Origin of the sequence: Magnetospirillum gryphiswaldense MSR-1 v2, assembly GCF_000513295.1 — a bacterium.
Lineage (GTDB): Bacteria > Pseudomonadota > Alphaproteobacteria > Rhodospirillales > Magnetospirillaceae > Magnetospirillum > Magnetospirillum gryphiswaldense.
Genome location: NC_023065.1, coordinates 1047351 through 1066015 on the forward strand (window position 1 = coordinate 1047351; position 18665 = coordinate 1066015).

Below are 18665 nucleotides of genomic sequence, written 5' to 3' on the forward strand. Positions count from 1 at the left end.
GCGGGCCGCCAAGTGCCCGCCGCCAAGTTCTGGTTTTTTAGGGATATCTCCTTTGACCGCCATTCCGTCTCCGTCCCAATTCGACGTTACCCCGGTCACCATCGAGGAAGAGATGCGCCGCTCGTATCTCGATTACGCCATGAGCGTGATCGTGTCGCGCGCGCTTCCCGATGTGCGCGATGGCCTGAAGCCGGTGCACCGCCGCATCCTGTTCGCCATGAAGGAAGGCGGTTACGACTACAACAAGCCGTTCCGCAAATCGGCCCGCATCGTCGGTGACGTCATGGGTAAGTATCACCCCCATGGCGATTCGGCCATTTACGATGCCATGGTGCGCATGGCGCAAAGCTTTTCCATGCGTCTGCCGCTGATCGACGGCCAGGGCAATTTCGGTTCCATGGACGGCGACAAGGCGGCGGCCATGCGTTACACCGAGGCCCGCATGGCCCGGTCGGCGCATTTCCTGATCGAGGACATCGACAAGGACACCGTCGATTTCGGTCCCAATTACGACGATTCGTCGGTGGAGCCGCTGGTCCTGCCGGCACGTTACCCCAATCTTTTGGTCAACGGCGCCGGCGGTATCGCCGTCGGCATGGCCACCAACATTCCGCCGCACAATCTGGGCGAGGTCATCGACGCCTGCTGCGCCATGATCGATAACCCCGACATCACCCCGGAAGAGGTGATGGAACTGGTGCCCGGTCCCGACTTCCCCACCGGCGGCACCATTCTGGGCCGCTCCGGCATTCGCGCCGCCCAACTGACCGGGCGCGGCTCGGTGGTCATGCGCGGGCGCTGCCACGTGGAGGAAGTGCGCAAGGACCGCGAGGCGATCATCGTCACCGAGGTGCCCTATCAGGTCAACAAGGCGCGCATGCTCGAGCAGATCGCCGAACTGGTGCGCGACAAGAAGATCGAGGGCGTCTCCGACCTGCGTGACGAATCCGACCGCGACGGCGTACGCGTCGTCATCGAGATCAAGCGCGACGCCATCGCCGACGTGGTGCTGGCCCAGCTTTACAAGTTCACGCCCTTGCAGACCTCGTTCGGCGTCAACTCGCTGGCCTTGAACGGCGGTCGGCCGCAGATGATGACGCTGCGCGAGATCATCGCCGCCTTCCTGCGCTTCCGCGAGGAAGTGATCACCCGGCGCACCATCTTCGAACTGGGCAAGGCCCGCGACCGCGCCCACGTCTTGGTGGGGCTGTCCATCGCCGTTGCCAATATCGACGATATGATCAAGCTGATCCGCGAAGCGTCGGACCCGGCCGTCGCGCGTGAGCAGCTGATGGCGCGCAAATGGCCGGCGCTGGATGTGGAACCGCTGATCCGTCTGATCGATGAACCCGGTCGCGGCATCGTCGACGGCACCTATTCGCTGTCGGAAGTCCAGGCCAAGGCCATCCTGGATCTGCGTCTGCACCGCCTGACCGGGCTGGAACGCGACAAGATCGGCGACGAACTGCGCGAGATCGGCGAGCAGATCAAGGAATTCCTGGAAATCCTGTCGTCGCGGCCCAAGCTTTTGGAGGTCATGCGCAACGAACTGGTGGACATGCGCAACCAGTTCGCCACGCCGCGCCGCACCACCATCGAGGATTCCGAATTCGAGGCCGATATCGAGGATCTGATCGCCCGCGAGGACATGGTGGTGACGGTGACCAACACCGGCTATATCAAGCGGGTGCCGTTGTCCACCTACCGTGCCCAAAAGCGCGGCGGCAAGGGCCGCTCGGGCATGAGCATGAAGGACGAGGATTTCCTCAGTCAGGTCTTCGTCACCAGCACCCATACCCCGGTGCTGTTCTTCTCCTCCACCGGTATCGCCTACAAGCTCAAGGTCTATCGTCTGCCGCTGGGCACACCGCAGGCCCGGGGCAAGGCCATGGTCAACATCCTGCCCTTGGGCGAGGGCGAGACCATCTCCACCGTCATGCCCATGCCCGAGGATGAAAGCACCTGGGGAGATCTGCACGTGGCCTTCGCCACCTCCAAGGGTGACGTGCGCCGCAATCTGCTGTCGGATTTCGTCGATATCCGCGCCAACGGCAAGATCGCCATGAAGCTCAATGACGGCGAGCAACTGATCGCCGTTCAGCCCTGTTCCGACAGTGACGACATTCTGCTGGCCACCCGTCTGGGCAAGGCCATCCGCTTCCAGGTCGGCGACGTCCGCGTGTTCAAGGGCCGCGATTCCACCGGCGTGCGTGGTATCCGCCTGGATGACGCCGATCAGGTCATCTCCATGTCGGTGCTGCGCCATGTGGAATTCGACATGGAAACCCGCGACGCTTACCTGCGCAATGACCTGACCGGCCCCGAGGCCGAACGCATGAGCGAATCCGAGCAGATGATCCTGACGGTGACCGAGAACGGTTACGGCAAGCGCACCTCGGCCTATGAATACCGCATCACCGGACGCGGCGGCCAAGGTATCGCCAATATCGACCTGACGGAAAAGAACGGGCCGGTGGTGGCGTCGTTCCCGGTCGGCCACGACGATGAAATCATGCTGGTGTCCGATGGCGGCACCCTGATCCGCATGCCGGTGGACGATATCCGTATCGCCGGACGCAAGACCCAGGGTGTCATCGTCTTGCGCACCGCCGAGAACGAGCGAGTGGTTTCCACCGCCCGTCTGTGTGATCTGAACGGCTCCAACGAAGAGTCGGAAGAAGAATTCGACGAGGGAGACGATACCGCAGCCACACCACCCGGAGGGGATGATGAGTGAACGGATCGGTCTTTATCCTGGTACCTTCGACCCCATAACCAACGGCCACCTGGACATCGTCACCAGGGCGGCCAAGGTGGTGGACAAGTTGATCGTGGCGGTGGCCATCAATGCCGGCAAGGGGCCGCTTTACTCGCTGGACGAGCGGGTGGCCCTGGTCGAGGCGGAAGTGGCCGAGGTGGCGAAACAACACAACGTCATCATCGAAGTCCGCGCCTTCGACAATCTGCTGGTGGATTTTGCCCGTGATTGCGGCGCCCGCATCATCATCCGCGGCTTGCGGGCGGTGTCTGATTTTGAGTACGAATTCCAGATGGCCGGCATGAATGCCCGGCTGTCGCCGCAGATCGAGACCTTGTTTTTGATGGCGTCGGAACGGTGCCAGTTTATTTCGTCGCGCTTCGTCAAGGAAATCGGCCGCTTGGGCGGCGACATTTCGTCCTTTGTCAGCCCGCGGGTGCGGGCCAGCCTGGACGAGAAATTCATAAGCGAAAGCAATTAGGCCGCAAGGCCCTCACCCCGCCTATGGGAGGATCGATTTGGACCGCGAAAATACCCTGTTTCTCGACCTCAAAGATGGTCGAGTGGTGATCGAGCTGCGCCCCGATCTCGCTCCCAAGCATGTGGCCCGCATCAAGGAATTGGTGCGCCAGGGCTATTATGACGGCCTGAAGTTCCACCGGGTGATCCCCGGCTTCATGGCCCAGACCGGCTGTCCGCAGGGCACCGGCATGGGAGGCTCGGGCCAGAAGCTGGAAGCGGAATTCTCCAAGGAAAAGCACGTGCGCGGCACCTGCTCCATGGCCCGCGCCGCCAATCCCAATTCCGCCGATTCCCAGTTCTTCATCATGTTCGACCGGGCGCCGCATCTGGACAACCAGTATTCCATCTGGGGTCAGGTGGTCGAGGGACTGGACCTCGTCGACAACATCAAGAAGGGCGCCGCGTCCCGCAACGGCTCGGTGGAAGATCCCGATTGCATCGTCAAGCTGACCGTCGCCGCCGATGTCGAGGAATAAGTCCATGCTGAAAAAGATCGTCCTCGCCGCCGTGCTGGTGCTGGCCGCGGCTTTCCAGCCGGCCCAGGCCGCCGACCCGGAAAACACCTTGATCATGGACCTGCCCTGGGGCCAGGTGGTGATCGAGATGCGCCCCGATCTGGCGCCCAAGCACGTGGAGCGGATCAAGGAATTGACCCGCAAGGGCTTCTATAACGGCACGCCGTTCCATCGGGTCATCGAAGGCTTCATGGCCCAGGGTGGCGATCCCACCGGCACCGGCACCGGTGGTTCCGGCACCAAGTTGGCTGCTGAATTCTCGGGCGAGCATTTCGTCCGTGGCGTGGTCGGCATGGCTCGGGCCAGCAGCCCCAATTCCGCCGATTCCCAGTTCTACATCATGCTGGCCAGCGCGCCGTCCTTGGATGGCAAATACACCATCTGGGGCAACGTCATCCAGGGCATGGAACACGTGGACCGCATCACCAAGGGCACGGACAGCAGCGGCGTCGTCCCCAATCCCGACAAGGTGGTGCGCATGCGCGTCGCCGCCGATGTGAAGTGATCGTTTTCCACGGTTGACCGGGGCGCATCATATCCCTATGGTGTGCCCCCGTTTTGAAGGTGAGAGCCCGTAGCTCAGTCGGTAGAGCACGTGACTTTTAATCATGGGGCCATGGGTTCGAGTCCCATCGGGCTCACCAAAAACGAAGAAAAAGGGCTTGGGCCGATGCTCCAAGCCCTTTTTCTTATCCTATCCCAAGATAGGGTATCCGTGCATGGCAGGGCTGCAAGCCCTTGCTTATTCAGACATTGCGGCCAATAGTGCGTTCGTCGCAACGGGGGCTGTCCCCATTGCCGGGAGATCGTCATGGCGCGCAACGGCCACGAAGAGAAAATAAGGCTATTGCGGTCGCTGGCCTTTCGCATCCACCGCAAGGAACCCGCCGATGAGGCGCTGCGCGATTGCTTCGAGGCAGAAGGCCGGGGCGGGCGGCATCGTCAATGGCGTCAGGCCGGCCAGGTGCTGGAAAGTGACGGATTCGTCCCCGCCTTGCTGGCGGCGGAACTGATCGGAACCGAAGCAGCCATCGTCATGGCCGTGCTGGAAAAGGCCAAGGATCATCGTCTGATGTCCGATGCCATCACCTCCCTGGCCGATCACTGGGAAACGTCCGATTCGTGAATGCCGACAGCGCGCCCCGCGTTGGTTTGTGTTGGCTTCATCGGCAATTTAAAGTAGTTTTTATGTCTGCGTAGACATCATTATGGTGATGCGATGCGTCTGATCGCTTTGTTTGTCGCCGCTATTTTTATTGTCGACAGCCTGCCGGCTCAGGCCCATCCGGGTGGTTTGGATAGGGATGGCTGTCACCACAATCGCAAGACCGGCGAGTATCACTGTCACCGTAGCAAGCGTTAGGTTTTTAATGCCTGCAAGCGTTCCAGGTCGTTGGCTGTGGGCGCTGTGTCCGCCTTGGCGGCGTTGCAGGCACGGCAGGCGGCGACTTCGTTCGGCCATTCGGCCGCGCCGCCTTGGGATTGCGGCACCACATGGTCGATGGTGGCGGCATCCGGGCGCTTGCGGTGGCGCAGCCTTTGGCTTATGGGGGCGGCCATGGTCGCGCCGCAATAAAAGCACAGGCCCTGTTGTTCTTCCCACAATTGCTGGCAACGGGCCCGACGCCACTGTTCCGACATGACCGAAAGATGCCCCACCAAGAAAAGGTGGACAAGCTTAACATGTTTTGTTCATCCTTGAGCCCCTTGACCGGAGTAACAGAAAAGAAGGCGGAAACAGCCTTTAATTCCGGCAGGCAACATTTGGGGGTGGAAATGGCGGCAGGACCGGAAGCGTCCGGGCTGAGTGACTTGCCATCCGACATGCTGGACATCATCCTGGGGCGTCTGCCCGATGCGGTGATCAGCGTCGGTGGTGATGGGCGTATTTTGTGGGTCAGTCCCAACGTCAGGCGCCTGCTTGGTTATGACGCGACGGAACTGGTTGGCCATGATGTCAGCGTCATTTACGCCGTGGCGTCCGATCGCAAGGTCGTGCTTGATCTGGTCCGTGCCGGTCAGGGAGAGGCCGTGCGGGTCGAGTTCCAGGCCCGCGCCAAGGACGGTAGCGACGTTTGGGTGGTGGCCTATGGCTGCGCCGTCTTCGACGACCAGGGCCGCTTCAACGGTGTGCGCGGCGTGCTGCGCGACATCAGCGAAAACCACCGCATGCGTAAGACCTTGGAAGACAGCGAAGATCGCTTCCGTCGTTTGTCCGACGTCACCAACGAAGCCATCTGCATCCATTTCCAAGGCCGCATCCTCGACTGCAATCGTGCTTTCCACGATCTGTTCGGCTATGAGCGCGCCGATTTCGACACCTTGACCGCCTGGAACGTCATTCATACCGATGATTTGCCGCTGGCCAGGGAAATGGTCCGTATCCAGTATCAGAAGCCCTATGAAGTCCGTGGCGTGCGCAAGGATGGCTCGGTCTTTCCCATGGAAATCCATTCCAAGGAAAGCTGGATGGGCGACGTCGCCGTGCGCGTCACCTGTATCCGCGACCTGACCGAGCAGAAGAAGGCCGAAACCAGCCTTAATCTGCTATCGCAGGCGGTCGAGCAAAGTCCGGTGGCGGTGGCGGTGGTGACTGATCAGGGATTGGTCGAATATGTCAATCCGGCCCACCAGCGCATCACCGGCCATGCCGCCGATACCGTTATCGGGCATCCGTTGGCTGGGTTGTATCCGGGGCAGTCCCGGGCCTGGTTTGGCGAGATGTGGCAGGCCTTGTGTCGTGGTGCCGATTGGGGCGGCGAGGTGCCGGTTGTCGCTGAAGACGGCAAGCTGCGCTGGCAGCAGATTTTCGCCTCGCCGGTGGCACCGCAAGGGCACGAGATCACCCACCATCTGGTGGTGGTCGAGGATGTGTCCCTGCGTAAGGAACAGGACCGCAAAATCCTGCATCAGGCGCTTTATGACGGCCTGACCGATCTGCCCAATCGGGCCATGGCGTTGGATCGCCTGACGGTGGCGACGGAAGAGGCCCGTGATGCCGGTACCCGTGTCGGCCTGCTGTTCGTCGATCTGGATGATTTCAAAGGCATCAACGATTCCCTTGGTCACGAATATGGCGACGAATTGCTGATTTTGGCGTCCGAGCGCCTGTGTCAGGCGGTGGGCGAGGGGGGGATGGTGGCGCGTTTTGGCGGTGACGAATTCCTGGTCATCCTGCCGCTGGTGTCGCCAGAGCAGGCCGAGTGGGCGGCGGATCGAATCGTCCAGGCCTTTGTCGAACCCTTCACCATCAGCCGCCGTGACCTGATCACCACCGCCAGTATCGGCGTGGCGCTGTACCCGGAAGACGGACGGACGCCGCAAACCCTGCTGCGCAACGCCGATATCGCCATGTACCAGTCCAAGCTGGCCGGGCGGAACCGCTATTGCTGTTTCACCGCCCGCATGAACGACGAGGCCGAGGCCCGCTTGCGGCTGGAAAGCGAATTGCGCCGCGCCGTCGGCACCGAGCAATTGTTCCTGCATTTCCAGCCGCTGGTGCATGTGGAAAGCGGGCGCGTTGCTGGAATCGAGGCCTTGTTGCGCTGGAACAATCCGGAGCTGGGCAGCGTGCCGCCCGACCGTTTCATTCCCCAGGCGGAGACGTGCGGTCTGATCGTGCCCATTGGCCGTGACGTGTTGCGCCAGGCCTGCCAGACGGCGCTGCCCTGGTTGCAAGGTGGCCACCCCGATTTGCTGTTGTGCGTCAACGTCTCGCCCCGGCAGTTCCAGGACGGTGCCTTCCTTGATGACGTCCGCACCATCTTGCGCGAAACCGGCTTTCCCGCCGGCAATCTGGAACTTGAGATCACCGAGGGCCTGTTGCTGAAGGAGCGCGGCGATATCGATGGCCTGTTGCAGGGCCTGCATGACATGGGCGTCCATCTGGCCATCGACGATTTCGGCACCGGCTATTCGTCGTTGAGTTACCTGGAGCGCTATCCGTTCCATACCCTGAAGATCGACCGCTCGTTCATGATCGGCATGCTCGAGCGGCACGAACGCAAGGTTTTGGTGGATACCATCGTCGCCATGGCCACCGGCTTGGGGCTGAAGGTCATCGCCGAGGGGGTGGAAACCGCCGAACAATTGGCAAGGCTGCGGGCCATCGGCTGCGATATAGCCCAGGGCTATCTGTTCAGCCGTCCGGTGCCGGCGGAGCAGATTTTCGCCCTGCTCGACAATCGTTTCGGGCTGGATGAGCGGGGGCCGGGACCGTCGGTACATCTGCACTGATGCGGCCCATCTGTCTGTTCACCGATTTCGGCACTACCGGTCCCTATGTGGGGCAGGTCAAGGCGGCCCTTCATGTTCATGCCCCCGGCGTGCCGGTGATCGACCTGATGGCCGACGCTCCGGCATTCGACCCCATGGCCTCGGCCTATCTGCTGGCGGCGCTGTTGCCGCAGATGCCGGCGGATGCGGTGATCATGGCGGTGGTCGATCCCGGTGTCGGCGGCGCCCGATTGCCGCTGATCGTTCAGGTCGATGGGCGTTTTTTGGTCGGTCCCGATAACGGCCTGTTGGCGTTAGTCCTGCGCAGGGCGGTGAACAGCCGGGTTTGGGCCATCACTTGGCGACCGCAAACATTAAGCGCCACCTTTCATGGCCGTGACCTGTTCGCCCCTGTAGCGGCGGCGCTGGCCGCCGGTACCCGTCCCGATGATCTGGCCGCTCCGTTGAGCCAGGGCATGGTCGGCGGCGATTGGCCCGATGATCTGGCCCGCATCGTCTATATCGACCCCTACGGCAACGCCATGACCGGTTTGCGCGAATCTTGTGTGCTCGCCGATCAATTCCTGCACGTTGGGAACTATGCCTTGCCGCCGGCACGGACCTATTCCGACACTGTGCCGGGGGCGGGCTTTTGGTACGTGAATTCCATCGGGTTGGTGGAAATATCGGTCAATCGTGGTCATGCCGCCCGGCAATTGACGCTGAATGTGGGGGATGTCGTCGTTTGGGGCGAAAAAAATGTTTCCATATAGGGGAAAATTCCGATGCCATCCCATATGGGAAATTATAATGTTTTTTCGGAATGGTCGGGGGTTGTAAGCAATGGGATATGTGGTGAAGTTCTGGGGCGTGCGCGGAAGCATCGCCTGTCCTTCGCCCGACCATGTGGTCTATGGCGGCAACACTTCGTGCGTCGAATTCCGTCTGGGTGACAACGTCCTGATCTTTGATGCCGGTACCGGTATCCGCATGCTGGGGCGCGATCTGTTCAACCGTGGTACTTCGTCGGCGACGCTGATGTTTACCCATACCCATTGGGACCACATCAACGGCTTTCCCTTTTTCGCCCCCGCCTTCAACCCGGCCTTCGGCTTGCAGGTGATGGCTGGTCATTTGAACGGTCAAGCCGGCGCCATCGAGGCGGTGCTGGCCAAGCAAATGGAAAACCCGACTTTTCCGGTGCCCTTGGAAACCATGCGCAGTCGCCTGAGCTTTCACGATTTCCGTGCCGGCGACGAATTGCATCCGGTGGACGGCGTGGTGGTGAAGACCGCCCCCTTGCGCCATCCCAATCAGGCCACCGGCTATCGGGTGGAATACCAGGGCAAATCAGTGTGTTATGTCACCGATACCGAACACGTGCCGGGACAACCTGACGAGAACGTGTTGGGCCTGATCCAAGGGGCAGATCTGGTCATCTATGACAGCACCTATACCGACGACGAGTTTCAGGCCAAAATCCACTGGGGCCACTCCACCTGGCAGGAGGGTGTCCGGCTGTGTCGGGCCGCCGGGGTCGGGCGGCTGGCCATTTTCCACCATGACCCCGAGCATGACGACGTCTTCATGGCCAAGCTGGAAGCTGAGGCCAAGCAGGCCTGGGATGGTACCTTGGTCGCCCGCGACGGTATGGAAGTGACCGTCGCCTGAGAGACTCATTGTCTCGCTGATCGGAACCGATCAGCGGCGCCCTCAATCGGCGGGCGGGATGCTCCGCACCCCTCGAGACTTGGTATCAGCGCGGATAGATGTGGATGGCGACGCGGCGGTTCAGCGCCTGATTGGCGGGCAGGGGCGTACCGTCTTCGAGCGTGTTGGGCACGCGCGGGGCGTATTGGCCATAGGCGGCGACGATCATCTTGCTTTCTGCCACCCCCAGGCTGACGAAGGCGCGCATGGTCGCCAGGGCGCGGGCCGAGGCCAGATCGAAATTGGAAGGGAATTGCGCGGTCTTCACCGGCGTGCTGTCGGTATGGCCCTGGATTTCCAGGCGGTAATTGTCAAAGCGGGGCTGGTTCAAGGTGCCGGCAAGTTCCTTCAGCAGCGGCACCATGGTCGGCTTGATATCGGCCGAACCCGGGGTGAACATGGCCCCAGCATCCAAGTTCATGACCACACCGCGATCATCGGTACCCACATCGACGGCATCGTCGGAGCCTTGCACGGTGGCGGCGGCCTGGGTCAATTCCTGACGCATATTCTCGATCGGGCGCTGCGGCGGTTGCTTGCCGATCTCGCTGGTCATGCCCGACTGGACTTTTTCAAATAACACGGTATCGATCTTGGAAATGGAGGCCAGCATGATGAAGAAGCACAGCAACAAGGTGACCATGTCGCCATAGGTTTCCATCCATGACGCATCGACTTCCTGGGACTGTTTCTTTTCGAACAGACTCATTTGTTCTTCATCTGCTTGTCGATGTCGAAGTGGATGGAGGGATCAAGGAAGCTGTTCATGGCATCTTGGATGAAGCGCGGATTCTTGCGCTCGGCCAGCAGGCACAACCCTTCGGCCACCAGATAATTGCGGAAGCGGACGATTTCCTCGCGCTGCTGGATTTTGCTGGCGGCGGGCAGCAGCACCAGTCGCGGCAGCAGCACGCCGTAAAGCGTGGTGATCAGCGCCACCGCCATGCCGGGACCCAGGGCCGCCGGATCGGCACCCATCTTGCCCAGCATGATGATCAGACCGATCAGGGTGCCGATCATGCCATAGGCAGGCGCCGTGCCGGCCATGTTGCGCAGGATGTCGGCGGGCACGCAATTGCGCTGAAAGGTGGTTTCAATGGAATTGGTCATGATCTGCCGCACTTCGGCCCCGGTATAGCCGGCGATGACCAGATCGACGCCGAAACCCAGGAAACGGTCCTGTTTCTTCAGCTTGGCGGTGTCGGCTTCCAGCGCATTCAGGCCGGTCTTCTGGATCAGGTAGCCCCAGCGTATGCAACGCCCGACTTCGCCTTGCAATACGCCGCGCTGAATCTTGGGGGCGAAAAAAATCGAACTCATCAGGCGGAAGGCCTGCATGACGTAACGCGGTTCGTACGAGATGAAGGTCGATGCGAAGGTGCCGCCGACAACCATCAAAAACGACGGGAAGTCGAGGAAGACCAAGTAATTGTCAGTGGCCAGGTAAATCGAGCCGAGGAACAGAACGATACCGGCAATGAAGCCGATCAAGGTTGCCAGCGACATTCCCGGACCTTCCCCCAAACACTACGCCGGTCGAAGGCGGCGCCTGTTCGTATCTTGAGGCAAATAGGCGACAAGGGCAATAGTCAGGCGATGCTTGCATCATTCGGCCAAATCGCTAGAGTTCCGCACAGGGTGGGGCGACGGGTTAGAAGGGATGGGAATGGACGCAGCCGCGCCCACGGTGATCTTTGGCGCCTTTCTTGGCAATCTTGTGTTGGCGGTCGCCTTGGCCTTTGTCGGGCGGGGGCATGGTTCGACCAGGGCCATGCCGGTTTTCGCCATTGCCTTCGCCTTGTTCGCCTTCCGCTTCCTGTTCATGGCCATATCGGGCTCGGTGGCACCGCAACAGGTGATTCTGTGGGCCGAGGTCATTCACGTGGCCGCAGGCACCGTGTTGTTGGCCGGATTGTGTCCGCACAAGGGGTGTCGCCGTCTGTGGCTGCTGATCGCGGTGACCACGGTTTCGCTGATGGGTTGGGTGGTGTGGGCCAGCATCCATATCGCCCCCATGGCCGCCATCATTCCCTCTTCACTTTATATCGGTGCCGCCATGCTTGCCGCTGCCCTGGTGTTCTGGCGCCGCGCCCGCCGGATTCCGGGGAACGGTTATAGCCTGGTGGCGCTGCTGTTCGCCCTGTGGGGGCTGCACAAGCTGGATTACCCCTGGCTGGCGGCAGTGCCGCAGGCGGTGCCCTATGGCTTCATGCTGACCCAGGTTTTGTCCATTGGCCTGGGCGTCGCCCTGCTGATCGCCGCCGACCGCGAAAGCCGGGCGCGTGAAAGCGAAGGCCGCCGCCGCTCGCAGGCTTTGCTGCGTTTGCAGGGCGAGGCCATGGCCGCCACCGCCAACGCCATCTTCATCACGGATCGCGCCGGGCGCATCGAATGGTGCAATCAGGCCTTCAGCCAGTTGACCGGTTGGGCCGAAAACGAGGCCATGGGCCGGGGCGCCCGCCGTCTGCTGATGGGCGCGGAGCGCGACCGCCGCATGGATGAAGCTTTGAAACGAGGCGAGAACTGGCGCGGCGAGCTTAATTTGCGTCGCCGCGACGGCACCCTTTATGTGGTCGATCAGAACGTGACGCCGATCCGCGACGATCAGGGGCGCATCAGCCATTACGTGGTGGTGCAGGAAGACGTCACCGAGCGCCGTCGGGCCGAGGAACGCATCCGCTTTCTGTCCAACCACGATGCCCTGACGGCGCTGCCCAACCGCCTGCTGTTCCGCGAACAGATCCAGCGCGCCATCGGTCGAGCCAAGACCGAACGCCACGGATTGGCGGTGCTGATCTTGGACCTGGATGATTTCAGCCATTACAACGACGTTTTGGGCCATGACGGCGGCGACCATCTGCTGCTGGCCATTACCGAGCGATTGATGAGCACGGCCCGCGGCGTCGAAAGTCTGGCTCGGGTCGGTGGCGACGAATTCGGCTTTTTGCTGCTGACTACCGATGGAGGAGAAACGGTGGTGGAACTGGCCGGCAGCCTGACCAAGGCCATGCGCCGCCCGTTCGACATCAATGGTCACGACGTGCAGGTGGGGGCGGCCATCGGCATCACCTTGTACCCTGATGACGGCGCCGACGCCGATACCTTGCTGAAGAATGCCGACATGGCCATGTACCGGGCCATCGAGGACAATCCGAACGGCTATCGCTTTTTCGCGCCGACCATGGATGCCGAACTGGCCCAGCGCCGACGGCTGGAAAGCGACCTGCGCAAGGCCATCCAGCGTAACGAGTTGGAATTGCATTACCAGCCCATCGTCGATACCCAAAGCCGCCGCATCATCTCGTTCGAGGCCTTGCTGCGCTGGAATCACGCCGATGACGGCTGGATCTCGCCGGTCGAGTTCATCCCCATGGCCGAAGGCAACGGCATGATCGGCCCTATCGGTGAATGGGTGTTGCGCCATGCCTGCAAGCAGATGCGCGATTGGGACCGCATGGGCATTCCGCCGGTGCCGGTGGCGGTCAACATGTCGGCGTTGCAGTTGAAGCGCCAGGATGTGCCCATGCTGGTGCGCAAGATGCTGACCGAAGCCGGGGTGCCGTCGCACCGGCTGGAACTGGAACTGACCGAAACCACGGTGATGGAAGACGCCGATGCCGCCCAGCGCATCTTCGCCGATATCGCTGGCCTGGGGGTGCGGCTGGCGGTGGATGATTTCGGCACCGGTTACTCGTCGCTGGCCCGGCTCAAGCGTTTTCCGGTGGGCAAGCTGAAGATCGACCGTTCCTTCGTCGGCGATCTGGCCGAGGATGAAGGCGACGCCGCCATCGCCCGAGCCATCATTTCCATGGGCCACGCCATGGGGTTGAAGGTGGTGGCCGAAGGGGTGGAAACCCCCGAGCAATTGGCCATCCTGGCCGAGGCCGGCTGCGACGCCATCCAGGGTTTTCTGTTCAGTCGCGCCGTGCCCGCCGATCAGGCGGCGGAATTACTGCGCCGTGGTGTATGTTGACCCCATGCGGGGCAATCAACAAAGGGCGGTCGATGCGTTTTTTTCATCAGGGTTTTGCCGTCGGCATGGCTATGCTGGCGGTTGTCGCCGCCACCGCACCGGCTTTCGCCGTGGTCATCCAAGATAGTCTGTGGCGGCGCGAGGGGGGGACGCGCAGCAAGGCCTGGGCCGGTTTCGGCGCCAGTCTGCGGCTGGCGGCGGAACCGCAATTCCGCTCGGTGCTGGCCTTGTCCACCGATGGCGAGAGCTGGGGCGAGGCCTCGGGCACCTGGATCGGCAACGATGACGACCACGCCTATATCCTGACCTCGGCCCATATCTTCGAGAAGCCGGCCAAGCCCGGCGATTACGTGGTGCGGCTGCCCGACGGCAGCATCGCCAAGCCGGACCGGCTATGGATGCATCCGGGCTGGAACGGCAGCACCGACGAGCGGACCGGCTATGACCTGACCATCTTGCGGCTGAAGCGACCGGTGGAAGATGCCGGTTCGCCGCCGGTGCTGTATGGCGGTGATGGCGAGGCGGGCAAGCTGATCACCTTTGTCGGCTATGGCAGCCGCGGCATCGGCTCGACCGGCGAGCAGGACCGCTATTACCAAGGGTCCGACAAGGCCGCGGCCCAAGGCGTGGTCGACCAATGGGTCGATCTGGTCGACCCCATGCCGCGCAACGACGATGGCGGCAATTATCTGGGAATCTGGCTGGGGCGCGAAGACGGCAGCCTGTCCAACCCCTATGGCGGCGACGACAAACCGGCCAATCCTTTGGTCGGCCTGCTGGGATCGGGGGACAGCGGCGGCTCGGCCTGGATGAAGGTGGGCGGGCAATGGGTGATCGTGGCGGTCAATTCCAACGGCTCAGGCACCGCCAGTTACGGCGATTCGTCGTGGTTCACCCGGGTTTCCCCGCACCGGGATTGGATTAGGAAAATTTTCCCCGGCGCTCGCTTCAGCCCATAGCGGACAATGGCCGTCATACCCGCGTAGGCGGGTATCCAGGAGTCGCGGAAAAGCTGGTGGGTGCACCCCCTGGACTCCCGCCTGCGCGGGAGTGACGGTAAAAGGGAGCGGATAAATTCACGCCGTTTCCGGCGGTTCCGGTTCGGTCACCGCCGGTTTCTTCAGATCGTATTCTACCTCGACGATGTCGCCGTCGATGGTCTTGGTCTGGACGAAGCCCAGGTGCTCGACGAATTTGAGCATGCGGCGATTGTCCTTCAGCACCTGACCGACGATGGCATGGGTGCCGCGCGACCGGCAATATTCGATCATCTTGACCAGCAGGCGCTTGCCCAGGCCCGATCCCTTGAGGTCGGAACGGACCACCACGGCGAATTCCGCCGCTTCGTTGTCGGGGTCGGTGACGGTGCGGACCACGCCCAGGGTTTCCTTGGCGCCATCGGGCAAGGTCAACTCGCCGATGAAGGCCATTTCGCGGTCATAATCGATCTGGGTCAACCGCGCCATCTCGCTGTGCGGCAATTCGTGCACCAGACCGAAGAAGCGGAAGCGGATGTCCTCAGGCGTCAGCTTGGACACCAGCACGTGGTGATTGGGTTCATCCTCGGGGCGGATCGGGCGCAGCAGCACCTGACGCCCGTCGGTCATGGTGAACCATTCCTCCTGCTCCGCCGGATAGGGGCGGATGGCCAGACGGTCATTGGACCCGGCGGGGACCGGGGCCACCTTGATGGCGGCGTCCAGGGCCAGCACGCCATCGGCGTCGCAGCGCAACGGATTGATGTCGAGTTCGATGATTTCCGGCAGGTCGATGACCATCTGCGACACCTGGATCAGGGTCATGTGCAGGGCATCCAGATTGGCCGGCGGACGACCGCGATAGCCCTTGAGCAGACGGGCGACGCGGGTACGCTGGATCAGTTCGGCGGCCAGATTGAGGTTCAAGGGCGGCAAGGCGACGGCGCGGTCGCCGATCACTTCCACCGCCACGCCGCCTTGGCCGAACAGGATGACCGGGCCGAAGATGGGGTCGGTGGCGACACCGACGATCAGTTCCTGGGTGCCGGGGCGGCGGGTGATCATGGGCTGGACGGTAAAGCCCTCGATGCGGGCCTCGGGATAGGTGGCCTTGACCCGGTCCAGCATGGCATAGGCGGCTTTTTCCACATCGAACGGCCCGGTCAGGTTCAGCACCACGCCGCCCACGTCGGATTTGTGGACGATATCGGTGGACAGAATCTTCAGCGCCACCGGACCGTCGATGGTCTTGGCGATGCGGCTGGCCTCGGCCGGAGTGCCGGCGATATGGGTGGGGACGGTGGGAATGCCATAGGCGGACAACACCGTCTTGGCCTCGGCCTCGGTCAGGATGTTGTCACCGCGTTCCATCACCTCGGCGATCACCCCCTTGGCCAAGGCCACGTCGGGGACGAAATCGGTGGCGGCGGAGGCCGGCACTTCCATCAGCATTTCCTGGTTCTTGCGGTATTCCAGCAAATGCAGATAGCCCTGCACGGCGGCGCGCGGGGTCTCGAAGGTGGGGACGCCGGCATCGGCGAATTTGCGGCGGGCGCCGGCGACCTTTTGATGGCCGACCCAACAGGTCATGATATTGGCGCGCGGCTTGTCCTTGTAGACCTTGATCACCGCCTCGGCCACTTCGTCCGGGTTGGAGATGGCGGTGGGCGCGTACATCACCAGCACAGCGTCGATGCACTTGCAATCCAGCAGGATGCTCAAGGTCTTGGCATAGCGTTCGCCGCCGGCGTCGCCGACCACGTCGATGGGGTTGCCGCGCGACCAGTTGGGCGGCAACAGCGCGTTCAGCTTGTCGACCACGTCGAGCGGCAAATCGGCCAGTTCGCCGCCGCCATCGGCCAGATCATCGGCGGCGATGACGCCCAGGCCGCCGCCATTGGTGACGATGGCCAGACGCTTGCCTTTCATCGGGCGCGAACGGGCCAGGGTTTCGACGGCACCGAAGATTTCCTCGATGTCCTGCACCCGCAGCATGCCCGAGCGGCGGATGGCGGCGTCAAACACCAGATCGGAACCGGCCAGCGCCCCGGTATGGGACGAGGCGGCCAGGGCGCCCTCGGTCGAGCGCCCGGCCTTGATGGCCAGGATGGGCTTGTTGCGGGCGGCGGCACGGGCGGCGGACATGAAATTGCGCCGTTCGTCCACGGTTTGCAGATAAAGCAGGATGGCCCGGGTGTGGGGGTCGCTGCCCAGGTAGTCAAGGATATGGCCGAAATCCACATCCATGCTTTCGCCGGTATGGATGAAATGGGAGAAGCCGATGCCCTTGGCGCAGGCCCAATCCAACACGGCGCTGCACAGCGCGCCCGATTGCGAGACGAAGGCGATCTTGCCGGCAGGGGCGATATCGGGGGCGAAGCTGGCGTTCAGGCCGATACCGGGAACCAGCATGCCCATGGAATTGGGGCCAAGCACGCGGATGCCGTGGATCTTGGCCTCGGCGCGGACGCTGTCGAACACCGACAGACCCGAGCTGGAATCGGCGCTGTGTTGCAGGCCGGCGGTCATGATGCAGGCCGCCTTGGCCCCCTTTTCGCCCAGGGCACGCATGGTCGCCACCATTTCGGGCGCGGGCGAACAGACCAGCGCCAGATCGGGCGCTTCCGGCAGGCTGGCGATATCGGGATAGGCCAAGACGCCGCAAATGGACTTTTCCGTCCCCACCGGCATGATCGGGCCTTGGAAATTGCCCTGGATCAGATTGCGCATGACCACCGCGCCGGGGGAATTAGCTTTGGTGCTGGCCCCAATCACCGCAACTGATTGCGGACGGAACAACGCCTTCAAATTGCGCACACCCATGATTTCCCTCGGTACGACCAATAGTCTTGGACCGCAACCTTAGACCTGTATGTTGTGCGCTGCAATATACGGAAAACCCTAATTGGTGGATGGCTGTTCACTCGGGCACGAACAGCGTCCGTTTCAGGATCGCCGCCATGGTCCGTGCCGCCACGATCAGGACGACCACGCTGGCCAGGGCCAGCAGGACCAGGGCCACCACCGGCCATGCGCCCGCCGGGGCGTGGCCAGCGTGTTCCAGCGCTGCCAGGGCGACGGCGTCGAGCGGGAAGGTGAAGGCCCACCACGACAGGGCAAAGGGCAGGCCGATGAAGCTTTTGGCCTTGGCCAGCAACACCAGGGTCAGGAACAGGGCGCCGTTGACCAGCACCAGGGCGAAAGCATCCTCGGCTCCGGTCAGCCCCACATAGGCGACATAGCCGATGGACGGCGGCGGCAACAGGATGAACAAGGTGGGCATCAGCCGCGGCGGCAGCGCGTCGTGAAAGATCACCCGATACAGGATGATGGTCAGCATGGGCAGCCAGAACAGCAAGCCCACCGACAGGAAGAACCAGGAAATTTCCATCTGGCCCAGGCGCACGCCCAGGATGGGGACGATGATGTTGCCGACGATGGGGATGAACCAAGCCGGATTCACATGATTGATTTCCTGCTTGTGCACCATCCAGCGCACGATCAGGCGAACGGTCAGGGTCAGTTGCAGCACCGCCCCCACGACCCAAAGGGCGAAGGCGGCGGGCGCCGCATAAGGATAAAGCCCGCTGGCCAGCAATAAGATGGCGATGGGGATGGTGGAGAAGAAGGCGGAGCGGACCGGGTGGTTGAATTCCCCCACTACCGCCGGAAAAAAGCGCGCCGCCTTGGCGCCGTAGGTGAGGGCGGCGGCGATGAAGGCCACGGCGGCGACGGCGAGGACCGCTTCTCCGACCATGGATGGCAACCCCATCAGTGCCGCACCCTTGCGCCAAGCCAATCCCAATCCGGCCAAGCCCATGACCGAGGCGAACAAGGTGACGGGTACGTGGGGCAGGGGGGAATGATCGGCGGCGACATTCATGGCGGCGGTCCCGGAAATTGATATTAGGCGTATCTAATGTTTTGCGGCTCTGTCGGCAAGGGGGTGGTGCGCAGGCGTGCCATGCGCGAAGCTGCCTTGCCTTGCTTGATTT

16 protein-coding genes and 1 tRNA gene are annotated in these 18665 nt (G+C 62.3%); 12 read left to right on the forward strand and 5 right to left on the reverse strand.

The genetic code is table 11. From position 1 onward, the window contains the following. Positions 1 to 52: 52 nt before the first annotated feature. The 7 genes from gyrA (at position 53) to MGMSRV2_RS22290 (ending at position 5158) form a co-directional block, all read left to right on the forward strand. Positions 53 to 2737, forward strand: coding sequence for a DNA gyrase subunit A (gyrA, locus tag MGMSRV2_RS04940; protein WP_024079249.1), 2685 nt, complete (start codon positions 53 to 55; stop codon positions 2735 to 2737). Beyond that, entirely contained in the window at positions 2730 to 3239 is a 510-nt protein-coding gene (gene coaD, locus MGMSRV2_RS04945; RefSeq protein ID WP_041633455.1) for a pantetheine-phosphate adenylyltransferase, read from the forward strand. The genes gyrA and coaD overlap by 8 nt, the downstream gene beginning before the upstream one ends. A 37-nt stretch (positions 3240 to 3276) precedes the next feature. Further along, on the forward strand, positions 3277 to 3756 hold the full coding sequence (locus MGMSRV2_RS04950; protein WP_024079251.1) for a peptidylprolyl isomerase: 480 nt from the start codon (positions 3277 to 3279) through the stop codon (positions 3754 to 3756). A 4-nt stretch (positions 3757 to 3760) separates the two neighbouring features. Further along, entirely contained in the window at positions 3761 to 4300 is a 540-nt protein-coding gene (locus MGMSRV2_RS04955) for a peptidylprolyl isomerase (RefSeq protein ID WP_024079252.1), read from the forward strand. 63 nt (positions 4301 to 4363) lie between these two features. Further along, positions 4364 to 4439 (forward strand) — tRNA-Lys (locus MGMSRV2_RS04960). A 167-nt stretch (positions 4440 to 4606) separates the two neighbouring features. Beyond that, positions 4607 to 4921, forward strand: a complete 315-nt coding sequence (locus tag MGMSRV2_RS04965; protein ID WP_024079253.1) for a hypothetical protein — start codon at positions 4607 to 4609, stop codon at positions 4919 to 4921. Between the two features lie 93 nt (positions 4922 to 5014). Continuing rightward, a complete protein-coding gene (locus MGMSRV2_RS22290) occupies positions 5015 to 5158 on the forward strand; it encodes a YHYH domain-containing protein (protein ID WP_024079254.1) in 144 nt (47 codons plus the stop codon). On the opposite strand, the gene MGMSRV2_RS04970 is transcribed toward MGMSRV2_RS22290, so the two are convergent. After that, positions 5155 to 5436: an HNH endonuclease gene (locus tag MGMSRV2_RS04970; protein ID WP_024079255.1), complete on the reverse strand. Its 282-nt coding sequence runs from the start codon at positions 5434 to 5436 to the stop codon at positions 5155 to 5157. The two genes, MGMSRV2_RS22290 and MGMSRV2_RS04970, sit on opposite strands and share 4 nt — an antisense overlap. A 135-nt stretch (positions 5437 to 5571) precedes the next feature. Between MGMSRV2_RS04970 and MGMSRV2_RS04975 the strand changes: the two genes are divergently transcribed. The 3 genes from MGMSRV2_RS04975 to MGMSRV2_RS04985 all read left to right on the forward strand — a co-directional run bounded on the left by MGMSRV2_RS04975 (position 5572) and on the right by MGMSRV2_RS04985 (position 9681). Next, complete coding sequence (locus MGMSRV2_RS04975; RefSeq protein ID WP_242410716.1) at positions 5572 to 8031, forward strand: sensor domain-containing protein; 2460 nt, start codon at positions 5572 to 5574, stop codon at positions 8029 to 8031. Next, a complete protein-coding gene (locus MGMSRV2_RS04980) occupies positions 8031 to 8783 on the forward strand; it encodes an SAM hydrolase/SAM-dependent halogenase family protein (RefSeq protein ID WP_024079257.1) in 753 nt (250 codons plus the stop codon). The genes MGMSRV2_RS04975 and MGMSRV2_RS04980 overlap by 1 nt, the downstream gene beginning before the upstream one ends. 70 nt (positions 8784 to 8853) lie before the next feature. Continuing rightward, the gene (locus tag MGMSRV2_RS04985; RefSeq protein ID WP_024079258.1) at positions 8854 to 9681 is read left to right on the forward strand and encodes an MBL fold metallo-hydrolase; all 828 of its coding nucleotides are present in this window, start codon (positions 8854 to 8856) and stop codon (positions 9679 to 9681) included. A gap of 85 nt (positions 9682 to 9766) precedes the next feature. Here the strand turns inward: MGMSRV2_RS04985 and MGMSRV2_RS04990 are convergent, their stop codons facing one another. Both MGMSRV2_RS04990 and MGMSRV2_RS04995 read right to left on the reverse strand, forming a co-directional pair. Next, positions 9767 to 10429 carry an OmpA/MotB family protein gene (locus MGMSRV2_RS04990; protein WP_024079259.1) on the reverse strand — a complete coding sequence of 221 codons (663 nt, stop codon included), beginning with the start codon at positions 10427 to 10429 and terminating at the stop codon, positions 9767 to 9769. Further along, a complete protein-coding gene (locus tag MGMSRV2_RS04995; RefSeq protein WP_024079260.1) occupies positions 10426 to 11226 on the reverse strand; it encodes a motility protein A in 801 nt (266 codons plus the stop codon). Before MGMSRV2_RS04995 ends, MGMSRV2_RS04990 begins: the two co-directional genes overlap by 4 nt. Positions 11227 to 11386: 160 nt before the next feature. Here MGMSRV2_RS04995 and MGMSRV2_RS05000 point away from each other — a divergent pair, with 160 nt between their 5' ends. Then, the gene (locus MGMSRV2_RS05000; RefSeq protein WP_024079261.1) at positions 11387 to 13693 is read left to right on the forward strand and encodes a putative bifunctional diguanylate cyclase/phosphodiesterase; all 2307 of its coding nucleotides are present in this window, start codon (positions 11387 to 11389) and stop codon (positions 13691 to 13693) included. A gap of 32 nt (positions 13694 to 13725) precedes the next feature. Next, positions 13726 to 14652, forward strand: coding sequence for a serine protease family protein (locus MGMSRV2_RS05005; RefSeq protein ID WP_041633456.1), 927 nt, complete (start codon positions 13726 to 13728; stop codon positions 14650 to 14652). Positions 14653 to 14769: 117 nt separating this feature from the next. Here the strand turns inward: MGMSRV2_RS05005 and MGMSRV2_RS05010 are convergent, their stop codons facing one another. Both MGMSRV2_RS05010 and MGMSRV2_RS05015 read right to left on the reverse strand, forming a co-directional pair. Next, on the reverse strand, positions 14770 to 17493 hold the full coding sequence (locus MGMSRV2_RS05010; protein ID WP_024079263.1) for a bifunctional acetate--CoA ligase family protein/GNAT family N-acetyltransferase: 2724 nt from the start codon (positions 17491 to 17493) through the stop codon (positions 14770 to 14772). A 97-nt stretch (positions 17494 to 17590) separates the two neighbouring features. Then, the gene (locus tag MGMSRV2_RS05015) at positions 17591 to 18553 is read right to left on the reverse strand and encodes an SLAC1 anion channel family protein (RefSeq protein WP_024079264.1); all 963 of its coding nucleotides are present in this window, start codon (positions 18551 to 18553) and stop codon (positions 17591 to 17593) included. Positions 18554 to 18665 lie beyond the last annotated feature (112 nt).

What these genes read in the sequence shown, in the direction of transcription:
- coaD (WP_041633455.1), top strand. Translation starts at nt 2,730, where the DNA reads ATGAGTGAACGGATCGGTCTTTATCCTGGTACCTTCGACCCCATAACC.
- MGMSRV2_RS04955 (WP_024079252.1), top strand. Translation starts at nt 3,761, where the DNA reads ATGCTGAAAAAGATCGTCCTCGCCGCCGTGCTGGTGCTGGCCGCGGCT.
- MGMSRV2_RS04965 (WP_024079253.1), top strand. Translation starts at nt 4,607, where the DNA reads ATGGCGCGCAACGGCCACGAAGAGAAAATAAGGCTATTGCGGTCGCTG.
- MGMSRV2_RS22290 (WP_024079254.1), top strand. Translation starts at nt 5,015, where the DNA reads ATGCGTCTGATCGCTTTGTTTGTCGCCGCTATTTTTATTGTCGACAGC.
- MGMSRV2_RS04970 (WP_024079255.1), bottom strand. Translation starts at nt 5,436, where the DNA reads ATGTCGGAACAGTGGCGTCGGGCCCGTTGCCAGCAATTGTGGGAAGAA.
- MGMSRV2_RS04975 (WP_242410716.1), top strand. Translation starts at nt 5,572, where the DNA reads ATGGCGGCAGGACCGGAAGCGTCCGGGCTGAGTGACTTGCCATCCGAC.
- MGMSRV2_RS04980 (WP_024079257.1), top strand. Translation starts at nt 8,031, where the DNA reads ATGCGGCCCATCTGTCTGTTCACCGATTTCGGCACTACCGGTCCCTAT.
- MGMSRV2_RS04985 (WP_024079258.1), top strand. Translation starts at nt 8,854, where the DNA reads ATGGGATATGTGGTGAAGTTCTGGGGCGTGCGCGGAAGCATCGCCTGT.
- MGMSRV2_RS04990 (WP_024079259.1), bottom strand. Translation starts at nt 10,429, where the DNA reads ATGAGTCTGTTCGAAAAGAAACAGTCCCAGGAAGTCGATGCGTCATGG.
- MGMSRV2_RS04995 (WP_024079260.1), bottom strand. Translation starts at nt 11,226, where the DNA reads ATGTCGCTGGCAACCTTGATCGGCTTCATTGCCGGTATCGTTCTGTTC.
- MGMSRV2_RS05000 (WP_024079261.1), top strand. Translation starts at nt 11,387, where the DNA reads ATGGACGCAGCCGCGCCCACGGTGATCTTTGGCGCCTTTCTTGGCAAT.
- MGMSRV2_RS05005 (WP_041633456.1), top strand. Translation starts at nt 13,726, where the DNA reads ATGCGTTTTTTTCATCAGGGTTTTGCCGTCGGCATGGCTATGCTGGCG.
- MGMSRV2_RS05010 (WP_024079263.1), bottom strand. Translation starts at nt 17,493, where the DNA reads ATGGGTGTGCGCAATTTGAAGGCGTTGTTCCGTCCGCAATCAGTTGCG.
- MGMSRV2_RS05015 (WP_024079264.1), bottom strand. Translation starts at nt 18,553, where the DNA reads ATGAATGTCGCCGCCGATCATTCCCCCCTGCCCCACGTACCCGTCACC.